Source organism: Pseudomonas sp. CROZ-RG-20F-R04-15 (genome assembly GCF_022662375.1).
GTDB lineage: Bacteria > Pseudomonadota > Gammaproteobacteria > Pseudomonadales > Pseudomonadaceae > Aquipseudomonas.
Genome location: NZ_JAKNQL010000075.1, coordinates 1 through 487, shown reverse-complemented (window position 1 = coordinate 487; position 487 = coordinate 1). Strand labels below are relative to the sequence as shown.

Annotated in this window: 1 pseudogene; it reads right to left on the bottom strand. The window is 58.9% G+C overall.

What is annotated here, in order from left to right:
- Positions 1–487, bottom strand: a pseudogene (locus tag L8H52_RS30330) (calcium-binding protein); the annotation flags it as partial.

The window sequence follows — 487 nt, the reverse complement described above, 5'->3', positions numbered from 1 at the left end:
AGTCGAATAGTCGACCGTGTCCATGTTGCCCAGGCTGCCATCGAAGGCAATGGCCCGGCTATCAGCCACAAACGTATCGTTGAAGTTCGAACCACGCAGGCTTTCGATGTCAACGAAGGTATCACCGGTGGCGATACCGCTGTGCACACCGGTCTTCAGGTTAACGGTGACGCCAACGGTGCTGTCCGTGTAACCCGCGACGTCGAAACCGGCACCGCCGATAAACTGGTCTGCGCCAGCGCCACCGAACAACACGTCATTGCCCGCGCCACCAGTGATGATGTTGTCGCTGGCATTGCCGTAACCGGTGAACGCGCCAGTACCGGTATAGGTCAGACGCTCAACGTTGGCGTTCAGGCCTATCACGCCATAGTTGGTGCGCACTTCATCATTGCCGCCGCCCACCTGCTCGATGACCGTCGCGTTACCCGTGTTGAGGATGTACACATCATCGCCCGCACCACCTTCGAAGGTCGCCGAGATGGAG